The sequence below is a fragment of the Beijerinckia mobilis genome (assembly GCF_000745425.1).
Lineage (GTDB): Bacteria > Pseudomonadota > Alphaproteobacteria > Rhizobiales > Beijerinckiaceae > Beijerinckia > Beijerinckia mobilis.
The window spans coordinates 79,205-98,157 of sequence record NZ_JQJH01000006.1; the positions used below are offsets into that span (position 1 = coordinate 79,205).

8 protein-coding genes are annotated in these 18,953 nt (G+C 56.6%); 1 reads left to right on the top strand and 7 read right to left on the bottom strand.

The genetic code is table 11. The annotated features are described in order from the left end of the window. Positions 1 to 79: 79 nt before the first annotated feature. The 7 genes from DL88_RS08105 to DL88_RS08140 all read right to left on the bottom strand — a co-directional run bounded on the left by DL88_RS08105 (position 80) and on the right by DL88_RS08140 (position 18,652). On the bottom strand, positions 80 to 1,429 hold the full coding sequence (locus tag DL88_RS08105; RefSeq protein ID WP_034994523.1) for a glycosyltransferase: 1,350 nt from the start codon (positions 1,427 to 1,429) through the stop codon (positions 80 to 82). 244 nt (positions 1,430 to 1,673) lie between these two features. Further along, positions 1,674 to 3,551: a 4'-phosphopantetheinyl transferase superfamily protein gene (locus tag DL88_RS08110; protein WP_051955743.1), complete on the bottom strand. Its 1,878-nt coding sequence runs from the start codon at positions 3,549 to 3,551 to the stop codon at positions 1,674 to 1,676. Positions 3,552 to 3,662: 111 nt separating this feature from the next. Then, positions 3,663 to 4,883, bottom strand: a complete 1,221-nt coding sequence (locus DL88_RS08115) for a 3-oxoacyl-[acyl-carrier-protein] synthase III C-terminal domain-containing protein (RefSeq protein ID WP_034994526.1) — start codon at positions 4,881 to 4,883, stop codon at positions 3,663 to 3,665. A gap of 182 nt (positions 4,884 to 5,065) precedes the next feature. After that, positions 5,066 to 6,286 carry a 3-oxoacyl-[acyl-carrier-protein] synthase III C-terminal domain-containing protein gene (locus DL88_RS08120; protein WP_034994527.1) on the bottom strand — a complete coding sequence of 407 codons (1,221 nt, stop codon included), beginning with the start codon at positions 6,284 to 6,286 and terminating at the stop codon, positions 5,066 to 5,068. A 33-nt stretch (positions 6,287 to 6,319) separates the two neighbouring features. Beyond that, positions 6,320 to 14,470: a type I polyketide synthase gene (locus DL88_RS08125; RefSeq protein WP_034994528.1), complete on the bottom strand. Its 8,151-nt coding sequence runs from the start codon at positions 14,468 to 14,470 to the stop codon at positions 6,320 to 6,322. A gap of 2,700 nt (positions 14,471 to 17,170) precedes the next feature. Further along, positions 17,171 to 18,031 (bottom strand): anti-sigma factor family protein, encoded by an 861-nt coding sequence (locus DL88_RS19325; RefSeq protein ID WP_051955744.1) that lies wholly within the window; start codon positions 18,029 to 18,031, stop codon positions 17,171 to 17,173. A 60-nt stretch (positions 18,032 to 18,091) separates the two neighbouring features. Further along, positions 18,092 to 18,652, bottom strand: a complete 561-nt coding sequence (locus tag DL88_RS08140) for an RNA polymerase sigma factor (protein ID WP_034994532.1) — start codon at positions 18,650 to 18,652, stop codon at positions 18,092 to 18,094. A gap of 27 nt (positions 18,653 to 18,679) precedes the next feature. Between DL88_RS08140 and DL88_RS08145 the strand changes: the two genes are divergently transcribed. Further along, entirely contained in the window at positions 18,680 to 18,895 is a 216-nt protein-coding gene (locus DL88_RS08145; RefSeq protein WP_034994534.1) for a hypothetical protein, read from the top strand. Positions 18,896 to 18,953 lie beyond the last annotated feature (58 nt).

The following is an 18,953-nucleotide window of genomic DNA, read 5'->3' on the forward strand; positions in this document are numbered from 1 at the left end:
TTTTCGAGCCATGCCCCCGTGCACGGGGTCCGGCACCGACTATCCTGTGTCATTGCATCGACCATACACCATTTCATGGTTATGCGACTTTACGTATCGTCTCTTGGCTGTCTTTGCCAGGCGACAAACCAAGGTGAGCCAAAATATCATTCGTCATTTGAACGGAACTGAATTGTGCCGCCACATTTTTTGCATCGCCAGCGAGTTTTGCGTACAAAACATCGTCGGTCAGGAGACGCTCCAGCTGCGCCGCAAGATCGGCGCTGTCCCACGTCCTGAATGTCAGCCCCCCAACGATGCTCCCCTGCCGGATCACTTCGCTGATCCCACCCTGATCCGGAACCAGAACTGGTGTTCCATGGCTCATCGCCTCGACGGCGACAAGACCGAAAGGCTCACGGTTGATGGAAGGATAGACAACACAACGGCTGTGAGCATAAAGCGTATTGCGGACATCGGTGGATATGGCGCCGGCATGGTGAATGACAATGTCGAGATGCGCGGCAAGTTCATCGAGAATACGCTGATAGGCACGCCCCTTGGCCGTTGAACCACAAACAACCAGTTGGAAACCCACGTTTCGCAGTGCCAGCATTTTCGCGGCATAAAGCAGAAGATCGATCCCCTTCTCGCTTTCCTGGCGTCCGACATAGGTAACGATGGGACAGTCTTCCCTGAGTTCGGGAAAGATCTTCCGCAATGCGGAAAATGGCGGCACGCCGCCATTTTCCGGCTGATCCACGCCGTTGTAGATAACCTCCAAACAACGCCGGTCGAGCCCGAACTCTCTGACGAGACGGTCACGGTAATCATTGCTGATCGCAATCGCCGGCCAGCTGGAATTGTGCAAAGCTTCTTCAACCCGCCGCCGGAAATTTACATCGAGCCCAAGCTTCACCGCATAGGCATGAAACTCTTCATCACCCTGAAACGTCAGGACATATTCGAGCCCCGGATGACTGAGCCGTTTGGCCGCGAGCGCAAGAGGACCAAGCGTTCCAAAACTCATCATCAAATGCGAGACACCGTCAGCCTTCGCGAATCTCGCCAGGCGTTTAGCGAGACCAGAGTCCGTATCATTCTGGGAAAAAAGAGATTGGACGAGATGGCTCAACAAACGATCGACGAAACCCGGGATATTCTGGGTGACTGCTGTCCGCACACGTCTGGGAAGGGCGAACAACATTGGCCCCAGCAGCCGATCCAAAAGCTGAGAGGGTTGTTTGAATTGATACCTCGTTCCATAACAGAGCATTCTCTGTTCTATCCCTTCGGCGACGAGCGCCGCGTTATTCTCTAACATCCAGTAGATAATGACTTTGTAGCCGCGCTCATGAAGCGAATTGGCCAGGGTAAGATCACGAACGGTAGAACCAAGATAGGAGCCGCTGCCAATGGTGACAAAGGCGAAAGTCGGATTCGATTCCATAGAGCAGTCCATCATTTCAACGCATCTGATAAAGGAGACTGTTTTTTGAAACCAGGCGCGTGTCAATGATATTAATTACACATATACAACGTTCGATGTTAAATAATTTCACACAGAACAGTATTTTTGAATCGGAATCCTGCCACATTCTTGATATTACCCGTTATCATATAGCGTATCTTCTCTCCTTCCAGTCTGTTGATTTGATATCCTCTCCATTCAAGAAACCTACGCCTGGCGAGGGTTACACCGGGCGCGGCCGGTTCGCATATGCGACGATAAAACCTTGATTTTCCGCGGTCCTTACTGCGACGGCTTCAGAGCTCGAGTGATGCCGGATCTGAATCTGGCCATCAAGCGTCACACCGACGACCTCGAATGTCTGTGGCGCACCATTGACACCTGTACCACGAAGCTTGCCTGCAACCTCTTTCGCGCACCAGAACCGGGTGACCCAGGCGGGGCGTTCTTCCGAAGGAAAAGAATTGAGCATTTCACGCTCGGATGCCGTCGTAAAAGCAGCCACGAAGCTCTCGTCCCGCTCGGCGATGACTTCAATATCAACACCGACATCCCCATCATAAGCCACTGCAATTGCGCGGCTTTGGCTATGGGCAATGCTGACCGCAGGTTTTTTGCCGACGCCCGGCAAAGCCTCTAGGAAGGGGCGCCCGTTTACATCGCTGGCAATGGTGAAAGCAGCTGGATGCAGCATGGCTGACCCGGTCCGCTGGGCAAGCCAATGACGCACTGCATCCTTGGCCACGGCGCGGCCGAGCACCCATTCCTGCTGCCGCTTCGGGATCGCGGCATGGCCATGAAAATGCGGCATTTCCTCCATGCTCAGGCAATGGCGCGCCAGCATTCCAAAATCGAAACCCTGCAAATCATCCGCCGAGAGTGTCAGACCGACTGCCTCCGCATCGAGACCCGGCAGCCCCGCATCCCGCGCCAGCAGATAACGATCCGGAAAACGGCGGAAGTCGACAAGCCGGCGATCCCAGGCGAATTTCCAGCTGCCCCATTCCTCTATCCGCATCCAAACATTGCCACTGCCATCCTGGACCTCGACATTGGCGAGGATCCGTTTGCCGCTGCCTTCGGTGATCTCCACCCGGACAGGAAGACGGGCGCCAACCGGCGGCGTCGGGCAATAGAACTCGAGCTTCTTGAGGCCGATCGGGAACGCATACCGATCGTTCGCCATGGCCCAGACGCCCATGATCTGGCCGACCGCATCGAGCAGGGCTGGATCGGTAAGAAGCTGAGGATCGCGTCGCGAACGGAACAAATCCTCCGGCGAACGCCGCAAAAATTCGCCGACAAGCCCATTATCACCAATGATAATATCGCCGGCGAGACAATGAAAACGCGGTCCATGAAACATATGCCGGTCGGCATAAATTTCCTCGCCGGTGTGGGTATAACGGTAGGCGTTGGTGAGTTCCGAAAAGGTCGGTGACAGTTCCACGAGATAACGCTCGCCGAAAAGCACTGTCGCGGTAATCGCCGGCCAGTTCTGCCCTTCGGCACGCACCGAAACGGCAATGAACCACGCCCCACGCTCGGCATCATAGCGTTTGACGTCCGCTTTGACCTCAAGCGTCAAATTATCCGTATCGGCAAGCTCGATCCAGCGCGCTGCCTTGACATCCTCAAACCCCAACAAACCGTTGCCGGGAACAAGACAGGCGGCGGCCTCCGCCATCACTTCCAGACTGACGGTCATCGGCTGAACGGGAAGGCAAGCCGAATCCGGCTTGACCCCTGGCGCATGAATGAAGGCATGATCCGCGAGATAGAGATCTTCGGCAAGATTCAAGCGCCGCTCAACAATGATGCTTTGCCCCGGCACATAATGCAAGGCGCGGCCGACGAAAGGCAACGGTGAAGCCTCCGCCGTGTCATCGGATGCCAAATCGCCCGACACAGTCTCCTCTCGCCCGATGGAAACAGCCGGCGTATCCTTCGCAATGCCGTGCACCGAGGAAACGACGGGCTCGTCCGGCACCTGTTCAAGCGAGGCCCGCTCAAGCTCCTCGTTCGACTGAACTTCATGAACACGCGCGATGAAAGGCCTTTCCGAAGCAGCCGCTCCGTATACCGAATTCTGAGAGGCCATGGCTCCGTCTCCCTCCTGGAACAGACCAGCTGAGCCGATCCACCCCATCAAATCCATTGTCGATCACAGTGCGTTCTGGTCCTTCGAGACCTACTCGCGAACTGCTAATGTTTAAATCTTTGTAAGAACTTGTCCGCTGATTGTCAGACCGGGCCCAAATCCAATGGCAACGACGCGCGTGCCAACTGGAATGCCATCGTCCTCGATAATCGCCTTCAGAATATGCGGCACGGTCGCAGAGGACATATTGCCGTGCGAGGCGAACACCGCTTTGCTGGTAGCGACCTGCTCGTCGGCAAGACCAAGCATTTCCTGAATATGTTCGACGATTTTCGGACCACCCGGATGGATGGCGAAAGCCAGCTGCCGCTTCTCCCGCTCGAAATCGATGCCGATCTGCTGCAGCAGATTTTCGACGAACGGCCTGATCCATTGTTTGATAATTACCGGCACCATCACCGTCAGGGTCAGGCGGAAATGGACCCCTGAAAGCCCCAGCGTCATTTCCTCGGACGAATTGGGAATCAAATGTTCGTTGAGAGTCAGAATCCGCAGACCACGGAGATTGCGCGCCCGCAAATAATCCTCGGAGACCACGGAATAGCGGATGAAACTGTCCGCAAACAGCGTCATGGTAATGATGTTTTCGGCTTTGAGTCCCTCGATGCCCGTATGCGCCGACAAGAGTTCCGTATGCACGATATCGACACGGTCCTTGGGACGCGAGGTACCGAACTGCGAGGAGCAGAGGAAACCATGCGCCATCTTCATGGCCGGGAAAGCGCCATAGCATCCCATATGATAGGAATGTGTGACGGTCGTATTGAACCAGTTCCTGTCAGCCACCATCCGTTCGACGGGGCTCGGCGCCAGATAACCGGAGCCCGTCACGTGAACGAGATCATCCGGCGCTTGCGTCTCATCGCCATATAATGCAGCGAGGCTGTCATCGGCAATCTTCGCGAAACTGTCATGACGCGCGCGAATATCCTTCGGATTCAAATCCTCGTAATTGTCGAAAAGATGCAGATATTCATGTTCCGGCTCGTTGACATGAAATTCACCGTTTTCGAAGCGAATATCTTTGAGGCGCGGAAAGAACACCAGCTGACGTTGCTTGATCGCCGAGGGAGACAAGGCATATTTGTCAAATTTTTCACGGATTTCCTGATGAATCTTCTGGAAACCTTCCTTGTCGGTAATGCCCTGCTGACGGCAGGCCGCCTTGGCAAAGCCCCAGGCAGACAATTCCAAAGCCACCGCCTGAGGCGTCGGGCTGACCATTTCAACGGGCCTGAAATCGGTCAACACTGGCTGGAACGAATTCAACATTTGCATTCTCCAAAATGTAAATTCATTGATCAGCCATTCGCGGCCTAAACGATTTCGCAATAGGAGCGTCTGCTACATCAGACCGAAAAGTGGCCAGAGCCACTTTTCATGGAAATTCGATACGTTCAAAAAATTGAGCGCATCGCTCACGCAATCCTGTTTGCGGAGCGATGCTCAGGCGTTCAGATCTTTTCGAGAACCAGACCGGTGGCCGTAAGTCCAGGTCCGAAGCCGAGACAGACGACGCGTGTGCCGACGGGGATACCATCCTCTTCCACAATCGCCTTCATGATATGCGGCACGGTCGCCGAGGACATATTGCCGTTCTCGGTGAACACCGATTTGCTGATCGCGACCTGATCATCGACGAGGCCCAGCGCTTCCTGGATGTGCTCGACAATCTTCGGGCCGCCGGGATGGATGGCGAAAGCGAGCCGGCGCCGCTCCTGCTCGAAATCGAGACCGATCTGCTGCAGAAGGCTTTCGACGAAGGGCCGCACCCATTGCTTGATGATGACCGGCACCATGACTGACAGGCTCATGTGGAACCGGTTCGAACCCGGCACCCAGGTCATGTCATCAGCGGAATTGGGCAGCAGATGCTCGTTGAAAGCGAGGATCTTGAGTCCATGCACACCGCGTTGACGCAACGAATCTTCGGACACGACCGAATAACGGATGAAACCATCAGCAAACAGCGTCATGGTGACGATGTTTTCAGCCTTGAGTTCATCAACACCCGTATGCGCTGACAGAAGTTCCGTATGCACAATATCGACACGGTCCTTGGGACGCGTCGCGCCGAATTGCGACGACGACAGGAAGCCATGCGCCATTCTGATCGCCGGAAAGGCACCATAGCAGCCCATATGATAGGAATGGGTGACGGTGGTGTTCGTCCAGTTCTTGCTCGCCACCATCCGTTCGACCGGGCTCGGCGCCAGATAGCCTGAACAGGTCACATGAATAAGATCGTCGGGCGCTTCCGTCTCATCCTGATAGAGCGTTGACAGGCATTCATTGGTGATCCGGCCATAGCTTTCATGACGTTTGCCGAGATCCTTGGGATTGAGATCTTCGTAATTGTCGAACAGCTGCAGATAATCCTGCTCCGGCTCCTTCAGCTTGAAGCTGCCATTCTCGAACTGGATGTCGGTCAGACGCGGAAAGAACACCAGCTGCCGGCGCTTGATCACCGAAGACGACAAAGCGTATTTATCGAATTTCTCGCGGACTTCCTGGTGGACCTTCTGAAAGGCTTCCTTGTCCGTGATGCCCTGATTGCGGCAGAAAGCCTTGGCGAAGCCCCAGGCGGAAATTTCCAGCGTCACGGCCTGCGGCGTCGGGCTTGCCATCTGGATCGGCGTGAAATCGGCCAGCGCGGCATGATTTGAATTAAACATATATAGTGCTCCTAAAGACATTCGTCATGCAAACTATTGACGCGCCGACAGTTGAGCGAATTGTTGCAGACTTGCTGAGACGACGATTTCAGGTTTACCGTGATTGCCACGTCCGATTTCGTCGAGACAATATTGACGTCCCTCCGCAATCGGTATGGGATGGATGTTTCTGCTGGCGAAGAGCTTGCGGAGGTCTTCATTGACCATGCCGCCGTCCCAAGGCCCCCAATTGATCGCAATCGTATGAACATGCGGCCATTCGTGGCTCAGCCGTCCCGCGATCTTGTTCACGACTTCATTGGCAGCGCTGTAGTCGGATTGCCCCGCATTGCCGAACCGGCCCGCGATCGAGGAGAAGAACACCAGAAATTTCAGTCCTTCCGGCCGCAGCTTGTTCACGAGAACAGTTGCGGGCGTCACTTTCGTCGAGAACACGGTCTCGAAAGAGTCCGGAGACTTATTGTGGATCGGCTTGTCGTCGATCACACCGGCGCCATGCAACACACCGTCGATCCGGCCCCATTGCGCATAGATGGAGTCGATGAGTGCGGCAAAGGCGTCACCGTCACGTGTATCCAGAGCGTGATATTCGACCTGTGCTCCGGCCGCGCGCATTGCCCCAATATTGTCGCGGATCTGTCGATCCTTGAGAATTCTGGCGAAGACGCGATTGATCTCGGCGGGTGTGATTTTCGGATTTTTCGCCCTGAGATCCCGGATCAAGGCCTGTTTCAACATCTGCGGATCGGCAATCTCCCGGGTTGTCTCAGGCTCATCTTCCGGCATCGGGCTGCGCCCGACCAGAATGAGACGAGGACGGAATTTTTCCGCCAGCGCCTTGGTGATATCGGCGGTGATGCCATTCGCCCCGCCAGTCACCAGCAGGACCGAGTCACTGTTCAGGTTCAGCGCCGAGAGATCCGCAGCCGCGGCACCGCCCCGCCCGAGATCGAGCTTCCAGCGCTCGCGCGGCGTGAAGCCGACCTCGATCTCATCATCCGCATTAGCAGCCTCGGACAAGACTTCGGTGACGAGCTGATCGGGATTAATGTCGAGATCGACGTCAATGCATTTCACGCGGACGCCGGGCCATTCCCGCGCCACCGATTTGGCGACACCGAGCGTCCCGGCGTGGAGCGCCGGGAAAGCCCGCGTCTGACGCAAGCCGAACTGGCCATCGAAAGCGGTTAGGTTGACGAGCCAGCCGCCACCGGCTTTGACCGCATCCTTCAGATCGCTCTCGAAGATTTTCAGGAGCAGGAACAGACGGCGTGCGAAGTCGAGATGGCTCGCGCCATTCCTGTCGCTCTCGCCCTCGCCGCCTCCGCCGAGCCCGGCGAGATTGAACAGGGCGCCAACCTTCTGGCCTTTTGCCGCGATGAGATCATGCAGCTTGCCGACCGATTCCAGGGAAGAAAAATCGACAGCGATGCGATCGGCGTCGAGCACCCGCGTCTGCGATCCCGAAACGATCTGCTGTACGAGATATCCGCCGGTCTTGAGCCGGTCCTGGAAGAGCGCCCCGACAATCGGGACGTCCCCAATCAGAAGGATCAGGCGGTCCGCCGGATAACCTTCCATTTCGCGTCCGCCCTCCCGTGGCGCAGCCACGGGATTGACGGTGTAACGATGCACTTCTTCTGGCCTTGCCGCAGATTCGGCAGACTCCGTCGTCTCAGGCAAGGACACTGACGACGGAGTCTGGGATTTTTTTCCCGGGGGCACTCCTTCAGGCGCGCTCGCGGACTGACGCAGGCTGTCGTACCATTCGACAACCGTATTGAGCGTTTTGAGACCAGCCAGTTCCTCGAAAACCGTTTCTTCGGAGCGGCCGTCCATGAAGGGATATTGATCCTTCAGTTTGCTGAAGATCTCGATCCGCTTGATGGAGTCGATGCCAAGATCGGCTTCCATATGCGCGTCGAGGTCCAGCATGTCCTCGGTATAGCCGGTGCGTTCCGCCACCGCGGCAAGCAGATCGGTCTTGAACTGCTCGGTCGGCGCGAAATTCAGCGAAGCCGCCGGTGTACCCACCTTCACGAGGGCAGGAACCGCCGCCCCATTGGTTGCAGCCGGAAAGACCGCGCGATGCGCCGGATCGGCGGTCGCGATTGCGATCGATTCCTCGGCCTCACGCAGGATGGCCGGAGCCGGGGATTTCTTCGCGGCAATTGCGCCTGAGGACGCGCCTGCGGCCTTGCTCAGGCCGTCATACCAATCGACCACGGCATTGAGCGTCTTGAGACCAGCGAGTTCCTCGAAGACTGTCTCCTCGGCGCGGCCGTCCATGAAGGGATATTGGTCCTTCAGCTTGCTGAAGATCTCGATCCGCTTGATGGAGTCGATGCCAAGATCGGCTTCCATATGCGCGTCGAGGTCCAGCATATCCTCGGTATAGCCGGTGCGTTCGGAAACCGCCGCGAGCAAATCCGCCTTGAACTGCTCGGCCGGCGGGAAATTCGAACCGGCCGGAGCCACTGCGCCATTCTGGGCTTTGCCCGCACCATTCAAGGCAGCGCCATTGGCGGCAGCCTTTACCGGGGCCGGGGCGCCGTTCTGCACCGGCGCAACGTAGGAAACTTCCACGGTCTTCGTTTGCGCGACGAAATTCGGCAGAACCGGCGCCGGCGGAACGATGATTCTCGCTGGTGCCGCGATTGCCGCGGCGGCCAGCTGCGATTCAACCGGGGGCAGCGTCAGGACTGGCGCCTCATGAAGCGGAGCCTCAAGAGAAGGCGTCGGATAAGCCTGCCCATTGCCATTGCTGGTATGCGCTGGCTGCCCGGAGAGCAGGTTTTCCTGGAACGCAAAGAACCGCTGCAATGTCACCTGCTGCTGGCGCTGCAGGTCGATGAGCTGGGACAGGCTCCCTTGAACCTCGCTGAACCGGGACTCGAAACCTGGCCCATAAATGGGCGGTGAGTGGACGCCGTTTGCCGGCGGACGTTCATGATCGGGCACGGGAGACTTCCTTACCTCTGTCTTGATAAAGGGCTTCGGACCAGCAGCAGCGGCCTTGGCTTGCAATGGCTGGGCGGCAGGCGCCGCGGCCGGTGAATGGGATGGTTGTGTGCCTTGCGAGGCAGTCGCGGCGGCCTTCTGCACCACTGGCCCCGATCCGGAACCTTGCGCCGCCGCCGTTGGCTTGGCGGAGGCAACAGCTGCCGGCTTGCTTTCAGGCGGGCTCGCAGGAGTGTTGCCGGGCAAGCTTGCAGGTTTTCCCGGAGGCTTCGGCTTGCCGCCGGCGGTCTGGTTCCACGGCACGGCCCGTCCGCCATTGACACGCCAGACCATGGAACTTGGCTGCGCCTTCGTCCGGGCCTCCGCGAGGATCTGCTTGACGCTGACATCCGCGAGGCCGCGGCCCTGGAACCAGGGTTCGAGGGTGATCGGCAATCCGAGGGTGAACAGCTGCCCGAGCAGGTGGCCGAGCTGCAGCCATCCATCGCGCTCCGGCGCGTCTACGCCGAGGCTGACATGCGGGCGGCTGCCGAGGATGCGATCCACAAGACCCGTCAGCACCAGGCCGGGACCGGCCTCGATGAAGACCCGCGCGCCAGCATCGTAGAGATTCTGAATCTCGTCGACGAAACGCAGCGGTTCGGAAATGTGGCGGGCAAGCAGAGCCTGAATGTCCGCCGCTTCCTCCGGATAGGGAGAAGCCGTCGTATTGCTGTAAAGCGGCGTCTTCGGTGCGTGGAAGGAAACCTTGGCGAGTTCCTCCGCCAACGCCTCGCCGGCCTTGGCCATCAGCCCGCAGTGGAAGGCGGCCGTGACCGGGATCGGCTTGATGCGGACCGATTCCTTGGTGAAGGCCTGCACCGCCTTGTCGATCGCCTCGGCGGAACCAGCGATGATCGTCTGATCGGGGGCATTGAGATTGGCGATGCTGACATCGAGGCCGAGACGCTTGATCGCCCCATTGACCTGCGCCTCGCCGGCATTGACCGCCGCCATCGTGCCGGAATTCGCTGCCGAAGCCTCTGCGGAGAGACGGCCGCGAACTTCCGAAAGCCGGATCAGATCATCGCGGGAGATCACCCCCGCTGCACAGGCCGCCGCATATTCGCCATAGCTATGGCCGGCGACGAAATTCGGCCGCACGCCGAAATCGGCGAGAATGTCGAAAGCCGTCAGATCGATGACGCCGAGCGCCGGCTGCGCGACATGCGTATTGTTCAGTTCCTTGCGCCGCAGCTCTTCCTCTTCCTTGGAGAAGCTCGGTTGCGGGTAGATATAGCGCGAAAGCGGATGCGGCAGCTTGTCGGCCAACAGAGCGTCGGCCCTCTCGAACAAGGCATAATGCGCCGGCCGCGTGACCATCAGTTCCCGCAGCATGTTGACACGTTGCGACCCCTGGCCGGAGAACAGCATGCAGACCGCGCCGCTTTCCGGGCGATGTGTCTCTTCGCGGTAATAGACCCCTTGCGGCGCCTTGATCGTCGTTTTGTCCGCCGGCTCGCGCAGGAATAATTCCAGCTTCGCCTTCAGATCCGGCAGCGAATGGGCGACCACCGCAAGCTGGCAGATCAAATTGCCGTTCTTCGGGCGGAAGCGCGTTTCATCGAGATGAACCGAATAAGCGAGCTGCGCGAAATCGATCGGCAGGGATTCCGAGAGACCCTGCAGCAGGCCTTTGACCGCCTGCTCGATCTCCGACCGTTTGGAGCGGCCAAAGGCAAACAGTTCCGCCGTGCGAGGATTCAGATCCAGCGCATCGCTCGCACGGTAATTGCCGTGATATTCCTCGAGCACCGTATGGAAATTGGTGCCACCAAAGCCGAAGGCGCTGACGCCGCAGCGGCGCGGCTGACCCTCCGGCAGGCCGAGCCAGGGCCTCGCCTCGGAATTGATGTAGAAGGGAGATTGCGCGAAATCGACGCGGGTCGTCGGCTTCTCGACATTGAGCGTCGGCGGCAGAACCCGCTGTTTCAACGCGAGAGCGGACTTGACCAGAGCTGCGAGGCCCGCGGTCGATTTCGTATGGCCGATCATCGATTTGACCGAGCCCAGCGCACAACCGTGAAGCGGTGCCCCGGCGGCCCCGAAGGCCGTGGTCATGGCGGTGATTTCCGACTTGTCGCCGAGCGCCGTACCGGTGCCATGGGCTTCGATCAAGGTCACCGTCGCCGGATCGATGCCGGCATCTGCATAGGCCCGTTCCACCGCCCGAACCTGGCCCGCCGAATCCGGCGCCGTGAGGCTGCGGTTGTGGCCATCGCTCGAACTGCCGATGCCCTTGATGAGAGCGTAGATCTTGTCGCCGTCACGTTCGGCATCGGCCAGACGTTTCAGCACGACGGCGGCAACCCCCTCGCCCAGCGCAATGCCATCGGCAGTGTCATCGAACGGGCGGCAACGCCCGCGCGGTGAAAGCGCATGTGTCTGGGCGAAAGTCATGAAGCCCGTCGCATTATTGGCGCCGTCAACGGCACCGACGAGGACAGCATCGGCATCGCCGCTGCGCAATTGACGGATGCCCGCATCGAGCGCGGCGAGCGAGGCGGCACAGGCCGCATCGACGATGAAATTGGCACCGCGCAGATCGAGACGGTTGGCCACGCGCCCGGCGACCACATTATCGAGCAGGCCGGGGAAAGAATCCTCAGTCCATTTCGGCAATGCGTGGTCGTAGAGGGAATTAATGATCTGTTCGCGGACCTCGTCGGAAAGACCTTCAACCTTCGGCAGGTAATGCGCGAGAAGCGTGCGGAAAATGTAATCCTGGCCGATGTCATTCATGCCGCTGACGGCGAAAATCGTCGCGGTCCGTTCGCGAGTCTTCGGCAGACGGTCGAACCCGGCATCTTCCAGCGCCTTGCCAGCCACATGCAGCGCGAGAATCTGCATTGGATCGATGCTGTACAAGCTCGCCGGCGGAATGCCGTAGAGCGTCGGATCAAAGGCGATATCGTCGAGGAAGCCGCCCCAGCGCGAATAAATCTTGTCCTTGAGCCCACGCTTGGGATCGTAGAAATCCTTCACCCGCCAACGATCCTCCGGAACCTCCCGGATCGAGTCGACGGATTGCATGATATTCGTCCAATAGGTGCGCAGGTCGCTAGAACCCGGCAGCACGGACGCCATGCCGACAATGGCAATATCCTCGTAACGCTCATCGGCCGAGGGACGCCGGTAGCCCGTTTTGTGCGGCGCCAGAATGGTCTGACGTGCGCCGACTTCCGCCAGCATTTCCACCGAGCCATCGGCAATGGAAGAATGCAACTGGGCAATGGTCACCGGGCGGTCGCGCAAACGCGCCACCTCACCCATCATATAAAGGCCTTCGCGCCGCTGGGTCTCGACATCCACCTCGGCATAGCGATCGGCGCGATCGGCCGCCGTCGACTTCGGATTATGCGAGACACCCTTCGAAGCGATGCGCAACCGCCCGATATTGAGCAGCTCGAGCTCCATGAGGATCTCGTTCTCGGATTTCACCTCGAGCAGCAATTGATTGCGAGTTTTTTCGAAATCGTCGCAGAAATTGGTCTTGGCACAGCGCGTGTAGCTGCCGACGCCCGATTGCAGAACCGCCGTCTCCTCGCAGGAGATGGCCTGATCCTGGAACTCCTGGACGATCGCCCCCGCGCGCACCGCCTCCTCGGTGAAGAGATAGGCCGTGCCCATCAATATGCCGATCTTCATGCCGCGGCGCGCCAACGGCGCGGCGATAACGGACACCATGGCCGCCGAAAGCGCATCATGAATGCCGCCGGCGAACAGAACCTGGACCTTTTCCGGATCCTTGATATCGGCATCGAGCAATGTATCGATCGCCGAGCTCCAGAGGATGAAGCTGGTGCGTGGCCCCGTATGTCCGCCGCATTCACTGCCTTCGAAAATGAACCGGCGAGCGCCGTTCTTGATGAAATCGCGCAGAAGCCCCGGCGACGGCACATGCAGATAAGCGGTGATGCCGAGCTCTTCCATTTCCTTCGCCTGGCTCGGACGGCCACCGGCAATGACGGCGAAGGGCGGTTTGACCTCATAGACCGCTTCCATCTGCTCCTGGCGCAGATCGAGCGGCATGAAACCGAGAATACCGACGCCCCAGGGCTTTCCGCCCATTTCCTCCTTCGCCTTGGTCAAAAGCGAACGCACCTGCGGTCCGCGCAGAGCCGCGAGCGCGAGGAATGGCAGGCCACCGCCCTCGGCGACCGCACGCGCGAAAGGTGCAACATCGCTCACCCGCGTCATCGGGCCCTGGGCGATGGGGAAGCGGGTACCGTGCAGCTTGGCGAGCGCGGAATCCGGCGCGAAACAGGCGTTGTCGGCAGCAGTCCGCAGCCCGTCTTCCATGGCATCGCGGAGCGCCGTTATGACACTGCCAACGGTGATGAATTTGCTCCCGAGCGTGCCGGCAAAGGCAATATCCTGACCGAGGAACATCAAAGGATCGACGCGATCGAGCAGGTGCCGATGCAACACATCACGCCAATCATCGCCGCGGGCGATCGCAAGCTCGACTTCGCGCAATTTGGCGCGGCCGTGGCGGCTCGAGAGACGGACCAAATCACCGCCACTGCCAATCGTCAGCGTCTCGCTGCCGTCGAGCCGGTTCCACTGATCTTTCTGGCCGCCCGCGAAGAAGGGGCCTTCCTGGGTCAGCCAGAGCTGTTCGGAAAGCACCACACCCGCTGCCCCGGCGAGAATTGCCGCAGCGGCGGTATATTCGCTGGCGCCGCCCTGGATCCAATAGGGGATGCGGATCTGGCCGCGCACTTCCTGCAGGAGAATGAACGAAGCAGCCGTCCCGACATGGCCGCCGGCCTCATGCCCCTTGATAATGAGGCCGTCATAACCAGCCCCCTGGGCAGCAAGCGCAGCATCCTGATCGCACACTTCCACGAAGACCTGTGCGGCGCGCTGACGGGCAATGTTCAGCTGGTTTACGAGATCATGAAGCCCGATACCGGCAAGGACGATCAGCGGCACGTCTTCCGGCAACAAAGAGACCAGAGCGTCGGCACCCCGCGTCTTCGCGCCAAGCGTATCCCAGCGAATTCCCCACCGGCCAGCCACACTCGCCGATTCACGGAGCCGCCCGATCGCTGAAACAACAGCCGCGGAATCATCCTGCAATCCCAGATCGAGAATACCAATCCCGCCAGCCTTGGTTGCAGCGATGGCGATCTGAGCATCGACATTATGATTAGGCGTAATAGCAATGACGGTTTCCATATCGCGTACTCCGTGAGGACACACCGAACGCAAGCTCACTCCAAACCGATCGTCCCCGATAGCAGGCAATGCCTCGCCATGATCGGTATGCCGTTTGATGCGACTTTCGATGGTCGTACCCTGCAATTTCTTTGTATTCGATCGCCAAAATCATCTTCACGACGAAATGCAAAATAAAAGACCCGAAAGAACAGCTCAGGCAGGCAAGAAAAATACAACAAACAATGTAATGCAGCTCCAAATTCACTTATAAAGTGTTTTGCGACAATATGTCACATTGACACAACTACTCTCGACATCCGCCGAGATCAAGAACGATTCTTTCAATAGACCCATAGACCTGTCATGTGACAATCATCCGAAGGAAAGGAAGATCGCCAGCGTTAAGATCGAGCCACAGCCCATTCAAAAGCCGCAACTTTTCCAAGAACGGTCCGCAAAACTCACTACCTGAGCCATAAAACCACCTGCCAGACGTTCGAAGCGACTTATTCACGCGAAGAAACCCCGCCCCGAAGCCTTCCCCTCAAAGAAAACAGTTTCTCATTATTTCTCAGATACTTATGACGTATGAGACATAAGGCAAGGCAAAGCGAACCCGGCCAGATCAGGCGAAACCTTCACTATACTGTCATATCTTCATGATTAGCATGCGAGCCATTCTGGACTTTTCTCACTATTCAGAAATTCCCCCATCAACATCTCGAATTATTGATCAAAAATCAGTTTAAAATCGCTTAGAAAAACAAAAATCTATCTAAAACAAAGAAACAGCACCGAAAATATCCATACTACTTCAATAATAGCAAAATAATATTCAATGGAAACGAAAAGAGAACCACGAAACGACTAACCGATTGACGACGATGCCGCCGAAATACGGCCACACCAGAAATTAAATTCAGCCCACACTTAAACAATCATTTCAATGATTACGCGACTAATCGTCGCATTATTTTGTCATACACAGCGATCCATCCAAAATCAAGCAACTTCATAATCGCACACACAAATTCCAAACAGACTCGTTTCAATCACACGAATTATCTCATCAACGATGACTGGATGCCGGAAGCTCGAACTCTCTGGCAAGCGACCGCCATTATTCGCGCGTCGCTAGGAGCTACGTAAAACATCCATCGTTCGTTAGATTGACCCAAAACAGACTCATTCGGACATAGATCGCCGGTCAGCGGACGCAGTGCGCCCGATGCGAAGCATACAATGAGTATGCAGCTCCTATGCTCAATGAGAGGGTCAAGTCACAAGTAATTATTTTATTTCAGAAAATAGCACATTACCGGAACCCGACAGCCCAATAACGCAATTTCGTCAATCTATACGTCAGCGCAATATCAATGCCGACTAGAATAAAAATACAGGCAAGACATCAATCAACACAAGAGATAGTATGCAATCAACTATCGACCTCACGATATCTCCGGCCCGGCCATAGATCAAGCGCATTTTATCGATATCGGGCATGTATTTGTAATTTTACCACCAAAGTAAGCCCCGCATACCTTGGCAACAGAACAACAATCAACATCATTTCAATATGTTATAAAAATCGGCGCAGCTCGGGGCATTTTTTTGCACTGCAGAAAATCGAACTCTTGAGTACGGAAATGCCCCCATACATACGCATGGCTTTGTACTCTAAATTACAGAATAGTGGTCATACACCTCCATAGTATCCGCGTACTATACGGAATATAAAACAACCACATCATTTGCTAAAATAATTTTTAAATTTTAATTAACTTATTGATATTACTGTATTTTTATCTATTCTTTGGCAGTCTAATCTAGACAGATAGATTTTCGTGATATGCTGATTGATAACATGACGAGCGAATCCGATCCCTCCGCGAAATTCACAGATCTCCGGACTGGAATTTCGTGGGAAAATATAACCAACAATACAGTAAGAGACGGGGCAAACCCGGAAAATCAGCGGTGTCTTTCGTCGTCTGAAACGAAATCGGCTTTCCACCGCATATGGTTAACCCCCTATCAGAGAGGCTGATGTATGTTTGTTATATGAGACTGCTGCTAATGGCCGGCACCGATATTCATCGTCCCCTCAATCCGAAGCGCTGACGGCTTACTCGGAGAGGCGGAAGCCAATGCGCCACATGGCCATGGCGGTTCGTTTGAAATGGCAGGGAACAAAAACTCTGCACCGAATTAAACCGCTAGTATGGGAATCATTTCCTTTTGGGGAAGCCAGGACCACGATGTTTCCAGATAACGATATCTCAATGATAATAAATGGATATGGCTTGAACTGCGAACCGGCGAAATGCCAGGATTCTCAATTGATGATCGGGGCTTCCAACTCCCTCTCCCCAACGATAGCACTTACGACGATTGGCTTCGTCGAGAACAATCTTCTCTCCACTCATCGCCTGATCCACTTGCTCAGATCAAGAATACAGCTTTTGCGTGAGACTTTTCCACGCGCAATCATTCGTTATCAGAGAGACTTGGCCCTGGCATTTTGAATTGATGTCATTGAGTTGAATTACATCACGGTTGAAAATGACCGAAATTATCGGGCTGACAAGATATAGGCTCTGTAATCACCAAAGACATGCCAAGCTTCGCTTGCGACACTGATTGCCACGCCGTGAGTCAGGAGAAACGACGTGCGCCGGAGAAGAAAAACAAGAATGGAAAATCCGGAAATCCGACGCCCTAATCCGCGAAGGAAGCAATATCGGCACGCGCCTGATCGGCAAGTCGCCGTAAATCGGCAGTCGGGAGGGATCCCAGCAGGGCGTAACGAATAGAACCCTGACGCCAGGAGAGAATCGTTGTCGATCCTTCCTTCAATTCATTTTCGTCCTGAACCGTTGCAATAGCAGACGGGGAGACCGTACCAGTACCGGCATGTTCGGCGCAGAGCGCAAACGAACCCTTAATCGCGCGGCTATAGACGAGACAGGCCAGCGGAGCCGAAAGTCCGGGAAGGATCTTGACGCTCGCAGATCCGAGCCCGTCCGCTGCCAGATGCGGCAGGAAGAGCCCTTGTCCGGACACTGAGTGGCGTGGCACCGCTGCCGTTCGGCCAGCCTCCGATGGGATCGACGATGCATAAGCGGTCTTGGCTCTGGCAAGAAAGGCCGTCCATTCCGAGAGCTGCCGGGCGGGACTTCCCTCCTCATGACCGAAACTGATCGGACCGGCGTGCATCATGAAATCGACCAGAAAGGTGATTGCCAAAATCGATAGACCGCCGAGAGCAAAAGCAAACGCCATACTCAACCTTTGCCGGAAGTTTGAGGCCGAGGGCAGAGCATTCTGGACGGAAAAGGAAGGCGCATCGGCCGGCATTTGAGCCGCGAGGCTCAAGGAGAGGGGTATGGGTTCATTCCCGACTCTCGAGAATGCCGCACGAAGCGCGTCGTTCTGGGCGCGCCAGCTTTCCACCCGCGCTTTCGCATCCGGCACCTCCTGCAAGAATAGGAGAACGGCTTCCCGCCGCCGCGAATCGAGATGATCGTCAGCGAGAGCATGCAATTCATCTTCATGAATACCGGGGGGACGGTGCAGCATGATTTTTCCTGCCTGCTGCCGGGGGGAGGAATATGCGTCGTACGAAGGGTTGATGCTGTTTTATTTTACAACCCGGAGATAGGATGGACGGGAAGGTTTAGCCGGAGCCGGAGAAAAGCCGCATTCCTTGAAAATGGCGCGCGCCTGCCTGAGTCGCGTCAGCAGCACTGTGCGGGAAATACGCAGGATATGGGCGACTTCCGCATAGGAGAAGCCCTCCACGACGACCAGAAGAAGAGCTTCCCGTTCCTCGCTCTTCAATGCGCTGAGGGCAGCCGCAAACCCCTCGTGCGAACGCGACTGGCCAAAAGCATTGTGAGCATTATCAGGCGCCGCGACACCCCAAAGGGGCGGCTGCACGACTGGCCGAGCCTGAAACTGTGCGGGAGATTTTTGACTGATCTTCTGCTGCGCGCCCTCGCGGCACAATTGCGTCAACAGACCGAATAGCGGCAGCCCATTCTCAGCGGAAACCTGTAGCCGCATTTCCCGCGCCCGCAATAAAGTCGCGTGAACGAAGGAGTCCGCCGCTTCACTGCTTCCCGGCGTCCCATTTAAAAAGGCGCGCGCATAGCGCCGCAGCCGCGGAATCCATGGTTTGAGCGTTTCTCCCGCCTCCACTGTCACACTCCTCAGCCAATGGACAGAATGGCCGCATCCATCGTTTTTCGCGGAGCGAATTATGCAAAATCCGGCTGGCGAATCGACTTATATTTTGGTCATCCTTCAATCGTTGCAAAAACAATGAGCGACGGCAAAGTCGACGCCACCGCATTTGGTACCGGCGAAGGCCCATTTCACGGCAAGGGCCACGCTCCAGAATGCGATTTACGAACCGTGGCTTTTTCGTCAACCTTGCGCTAAAGCCGCATAGCCCTTAAACGCGGCTCATAGAGCGGCCGTTCCATGGTTCGCATTTCAT